This window comes from Thermosynechococcus sp. OHK43 (assembly GCF_014466085.1).
Taxonomy (GTDB): domain Bacteria; phylum Cyanobacteriota; class Cyanobacteriia; order Thermosynechococcales; family Thermosynechococcaceae; genus Thermosynechococcus.
Map to the genome: position 1 here is coordinate 1 of NZ_JACOMP010000152.1, position 5,549 is coordinate 5,549.

Annotated in this window: 4 protein-coding genes and 1 pseudogene; 2 read left to right on the forward strand and 3 right to left on the reverse strand. The window is 54.2% G+C overall.

What is annotated here, in order from left to right:
- Positions 1-155: 155 nt before the first annotated feature.
- The gene (locus H8Q75_RS06380) at positions 156-812 is read right to left on the reverse strand and encodes a DNA methyltransferase (RefSeq protein WP_297040936.1); all 657 of its coding nucleotides are present in this window, start codon (positions 810-812) and stop codon (positions 156-158) included.
- Between the two features lie 247 nt (positions 813-1,059).
- Between H8Q75_RS06380 and H8Q75_RS06385 the strand changes: the two genes are divergently transcribed.
- Positions 1,060-3,498, forward strand: a complete 2,439-nt coding sequence (locus H8Q75_RS06385; protein WP_024124489.1) for a phosphoketolase family protein — start codon at positions 1,060-1,062, stop codon at positions 3,496-3,498.
- Here the strand turns inward: H8Q75_RS06385 and hisF are convergent.
- Both hisF and H8Q75_RS06395 read right to left on the reverse strand, forming a co-directional pair.
- A complete protein-coding gene (gene hisF, locus H8Q75_RS06390) occupies positions 3,473-4,315 on the reverse strand; it encodes an imidazole glycerol phosphate synthase subunit HisF (RefSeq protein WP_297040937.1) in 843 nt (280 codons plus the stop codon). The genes H8Q75_RS06385 and hisF overlap by 26 nt on opposite strands.
- 15 nt (positions 4,316-4,330) lie before the next feature.
- The gene (locus tag H8Q75_RS06395) at positions 4,331-4,990 is read right to left on the reverse strand and encodes a hypothetical protein (RefSeq protein ID WP_024124488.1); all 660 of its coding nucleotides are present in this window, start codon (positions 4,988-4,990) and stop codon (positions 4,331-4,333) included.
- 85 nt (positions 4,991-5,075) lie between these two features.
- Here H8Q75_RS06395 and H8Q75_RS06400 point away from each other — a divergent pair.
- Positions 5,076-5,549 (forward strand): annotated as a pseudogene (locus tag H8Q75_RS06400) (penicillin-binding protein 2); the annotation flags it as partial.

Consider the following 5,549-nt stretch of genomic DNA (forward strand, 5'->3'; position numbering starts at 1 on the left):
CCACCACCCAGCCTTTTTGCACCAGCCCCTTCACCACCGACGAGCTAACCTGACACCGTTGCAGCAGGTCCAGCATCTGGTTAGCCAGTTGCGGCGGCGTGAACACCTCATCGCTGGAGAGGTTAGCCAGGCAGGAGAGCACGTCCGGGTTGTAATTAGTCATCATAGACATGGGCCACCTCCAGGAAATGAACCGGCGGATAGTCCTTCACCGGCTCAGGAATGAACACCTCCTCGCCTTGGTCGGAGAAGAGGGGTAATTCTCGCATCGCGCTATGATTCACCAACTCATGGAAGGCAAAGTCACGCCGCTTGAGCAGACTGCCGTTGACCAGCGACCATTCGGGAAAAACGATTGGCTGCGGATTTTCACCCACAGTTCTTAGGGAAAGGGCATCTCCATGCACGATATTTCGCTTGAGAATATAGCGCGCCGTTTCGCGGCACTGCTCCTTGGTTTTTTCCTTGAAAAGCCGCGTGTAGGCTTCATCGAAAACCGCAAACAGCCTTTGGCGGCACTCCTGGGCGTTGTCTTCCAGAATCTCGATCCCGTAGAGGGACGAAACGGCCAGGACGGCGTAGCGCTCGTATTCCAATTGGCTCTTGCCGTAGCGCTTCTCAACGACTTTTAACTTACGTTCTAGAATTTCCGTGAGAAAGTTGCCTGTCCCGCAGGCCGGTTCCAGAAAACGCGAGTCAATCCGCTCAGTTTCCTGCTTCACCAAATCGAGCATGGCATTGACAATGGGCCGCGGCGTCAGAACTTCACCGTAATCGGCTATACGTTGCTTTGATTTTATTTGGGGATTCATGACGTTTGAATATCCTTTTCACGAGGGCTAGCTGACTGCTCAGCGTTGCCATCAAGAACCAGCAGTGGCCGAATGGATAATTAAGTGGATAATTAAAAAATTTAGCCCATTTGCTGGTTGCTTCCTTTTGAGGTCCTAGGATGGGACTGTTGGGGACCTACGGCCCTTCTTACAGGCCGCTCAACTTTGATCCATAGCGTCGAGGTTGATTTTCTAAGGACCCATACTGACTTGACGAGGACTTTATATGGTCAGCTCTCCTCCCTGTCCCACCCCACTCACCGAGGATATCCATGCTTTTGGTCTTGCTCGCGCCACAATTCAAGGACAGCCACTGAGTGCTGCTGAAGTTGAGGCCATGGATGCCTTCTTCCGCGCCTGTAACTATTTAGCAGCGGGCATGATCTATTTGCTGGATAACCCCCTGCTTAGGGAACCTCTCAAGCCTGAACACATTAAAAAACGTCTTCTCGGTCACTGGGGCTCCAGTCCTGGCTTGGCCTTTTGCTATTTGCATCTCAACCGCATTATCAAAAAGTATCAACAGGAGGTTATTTTTTTAGCAGGACCGGGTCATGGTGCCCCAGGCGTGTTGGCGCCAGTTTACCTTGAGGGTAGCTACAGCGAGATTTACCCCAACATCAGTGAGGATGCCGCCGGTCTCAAAAAATTCTTTAAGCAGTTTTCCTTTCCCGGCGGCATTGGTAGTCACTGCACCCCCGAAACCCCCGGCTCAATTCACGAAGGGGGAGAGCTGGGGTATGTGCTCTCCCATGCCTGTGGGGCGGCCTTCGATAATCCAGACTTGATTGTGGCAGCGGTTGTCGGCGATGGTGAAGCAGAAACAGGCCCCTTGGCGACCTCGTGGCACATCAATAAGTTTCTGAACCCGGCACGGGATGGGGCAGTACTGCCTATTTTGAACTTGAATGGCTACAAGATTAACAATCCCACTATTCTAGCGCGCATTTCCCATCAAGATTTGGCAAGCTACTTCCGCGGCTTGGGCTATGAGCCCTGTTTTGTGGAGGGCTCCGATCGCCCCTCTATGCACCAAGCAATGGCAGCAACCTTGGACGACTGTTTAACCAAAATCAAGGAGATTCAGCGGGCCGCCCGTGAGGAGGGTGTGACCACCCTTCCCCGTTGGCCGATGATTATCCTGCGCACTCCCAAGGGTTGGACTGGCCCGGCAGCAGTTAACGGCCATAGGATCGAGGGGTCGTGGCGATCGCACCAAGTTCCGCTGGCGGATGTGCACACCAATCCCGAAAATCTCCAGCTTTTGGAAAACTGGCTGCGCAGCTACCGCCCTGAGGAACTCTTTGATGAAAATGGCACCCTGCGTCCTGACCTCAAGGCTTTGGCGCCCACGGGTCACTACCGCATGGGCATGAATCCCCACGCCAATGGTGGGCTCTTGCGCAAAGATTTGAAAATGCCTGATTTTCGTCAATACGGTCTTACATTTGACAAGCCGGGGCAAATCGAGGCGGAAAATACCCGTCCCTTGGGGGTCTTTCTGCGGGATGTCATGCGCAACAACCCCACGAATTTTCGCATCTTTGGTCCCGATGAAACCACCTCAAATAAGCTCAATGCGGTTTATGAGGCCAGCAAAAAGTTTTGGATTGCCGAGTATTTTGATGAGGATGCCGATGGCGGTGAGCTGTCCCCGGAGGGGCGCGTCATTGAAATGCTGAGCGAGCACACGCTGGAGGGGATGCTGGAGGGCTATCTGCTCACGGGTCGCCATGGCTTTTTCGCCACCTATGAGGCGTTTGTCCATGTGATTGATTCGATGTTCAACCAGTATGCCAAGTGGTTGAGCATTTGCAATGAACTGTCGTGGCGGGCAGATATTTCCTCTTTGAACTTGCTGATTACCTCAACGGTGTGGCGGCAGGATCACAATGGCTTCACTCACCAGGATCCAGGATTTCTGGATATTGTCTGCAACAAGAGTGCCAAGGTGACCCGCATTTACCTGCCTCCCGATGTGAATTCGCTGCTGTCGGTGGCAGATCACTGCCTGCGAAGCAAAAATTATGTAAACGTGATTGTTTCAGACAAGCAGCGCCACTTGCAGTACCTGACGATGGATCAGGCCATTATCCACTGCACGAAAGGTGTGGGCATTTGGGACTGGGCCAGCAACGATCAAGGCTACGAGCCGGATCTGGTCATGGCTAGCGCTGGCGATATTCCCACCCAAGAGGCGTTGGCGGCGATCGCCCTCCTACGGCAGGAGTTTCCGGAGCTCAAGATTCGCTACATTAATGTGGTGGATCTCTTTAAGCTGCAACCGGAAACCGAACACCCCCATGGTCTGAGCGATCGCGACTTTGATAGCCTATTTACCCTCGATCGCCCGATTATCTTTAACTTCCATGGCTACCCGTGGTTAATTCACCGCCTTGCCTACCGCCGCCACAATCACCGTAACTTGCACGTGCGGGGCTACAAGGAAAAGGGCAACATCAACACCCCCTTAGAATTGGCCATCAATAATGAGATTGATCGCTTTAGTCTGGCCATTGATGCCATCGATCGCCTCCCTGAACTTCAGGTGGCGGGTGCCCATGCCAAGGAAAAATTCCGCAACATGCAAATTGCCGCCCGCAGCTATGCCTACGAGTATGGTGTGGACAAGCCAGAGTTTAGCCACTGGACATGGCCGTTCTAGCTGAATGCCCTAGCCCCTCTCTGGCTGGTTGAGGGAGGGGTTCTGCTTGGCGCACGGGCACTTGGTGCTGATGTAGATAGTCCTTGATCTGAGCGATCGTCAGTTGGCCGTAGTGCAGGAGCGAGGCTAAGAGGGCCGCCTCTGCTTTCCCTTCCACAAGGGCAGCGCGAATATGCTCACAGGTGCCTGCCCCCCCAGAGGCAATCACAGGAATCTCCACTCGCTCGGCGATCGCCCGCGTCAATTCAAGGTCATAGCCCGCCTGGGTGCCATCGGCATCCATACTGGTCACCAATAGTTCCCCAGCGCCCCGCTTGGCCATTTCCACGGCCCACTCTACGGCATCTAGACCCGTGGCTTCTCGTCCGCCGCGCACATAGACTTGCCAGCGGGGATTGTCAGGAGCACAATGGGCTTCGCGTCGAGCATCAATGGCAACAACAATACATTGGGCACCAAAGCGATCGCTGGCCCGATTCACAAGATCAGGTTGCCGCACTGCCGCCGAATTCAGGCTGACTTTATCTGCCCCGGCCCGCAATAGATCCTTGATCATCGTCAGGGACTGAATGCCACCCCCCACCGTTAGGGGAATAAACACCTGATCCGCGGTGCGATAGACAACATCAATGAGGATGTTGCGCTCTTCATGGGTAGCTGTAATATCTAAAAACACCAGTTCATCGGCACCCGCTGCATTGTAGGCCTGAGCCAGTTCTACGGGATCGCCAGCATCCCGCAGGTTAACAAAGTTCACCCCCTTGACCACCCGCCCCGCCTTCACATCCAGACAGGGCAAAATTCGTTTGGCAAGCATCATCCCTCCTTGTGGCTACTGCACAGTAACACGGCGACCACCGCCACTGACAAAGACAATGGGACGCCCCTCCCCCATCGGTTCCCAACCCACATCAAAACCACTGCGCCAAGCAATCCCACGGGCAGCTCGAAAACAATCAAAGCCATCGGGACGCACAAAGAAAACCAAGGAATACCGCGCTGGTGAGAGGCGATCAAGAACACGGCGAAAGTTGGAGCTGGGCTTTTCCAGCGTGTTGAAAAACTCCCCACCAAGGCGATCGCGGGGCTCAAAGCGGGTTTGCAGAATGGGTTTCTCTCCTTGGAGAACCAGACTCAGGCGTACATCGTAGTAGCGGGTACTGTAGCGAAAGGACGCCAGTTCTTGCTGAATTTGATCGGGGGATGCAAAGGGGTTGTCACTAACGTGCCTTAGGTGGCGATCGATGGCCTCACTGGCTTGATCTGCCTCAAGGGGCAGGACGCGATTTTCGCGGCACTCAAAGAAATACACCTCCTTGCGGGTTTCGCGGGCAATGGGGGTGCGCACAAGAGCAGGAGATACTGCTGCCGTCAAGCTAGCAAAGAGGCAAACGAAGATCATCACCCCCACAGTATTCGTGAGGACATCGAGGAATGAGTCCAGATTTTGACTGGGGGCTTGGACTTGGGGACGGGGGCGCGATCGCTTCATGCAGCCGCAATACTTCAACTTCTTCTAGGTTATAGGTTATCGGAATTCTCCAACGCTGGTTTCAGCCCATCTGATAGAGTGGCAATTGAATAGACGCAGTGATCAACTCCTCCTGCCTATGGCAATGCTAAAACCACACCCCACTCGTTCCCTCACCTACCCAGCCTACGATCGCGGGGTTGGCAAACAGGGTCGGGTCTTGGTGTTGCTCTCAATCATGACGGTATTTTTGCTGGGGGGCATTGGCAGTCGCTTGGCTTACCTGCAAATTGTTGAAGGCGATCGCAACCGCCAGATGGCCGATGAAAACCGCATTCGCCTGATTCCCAAACCGCCGGAGCGGGGAAAGATTCTGGATCGCAAAGGGCGGATCTTGGCCGGAAATAAGTTCTCCTACTCCGTCTTTCTCTGGCCCCTTGCTGCTAAAAAGCCGGAGTGGCCGCAGACGGTGAGGATTCTCTCGCGGGTGCTCAATATCCCCCCCAGTGAGATCGAGGCGCGGGTCAAACAAGCGGGGGTGAATTCCCCTTCGTTGATTCGCATTGCCCAAGGGATTAAC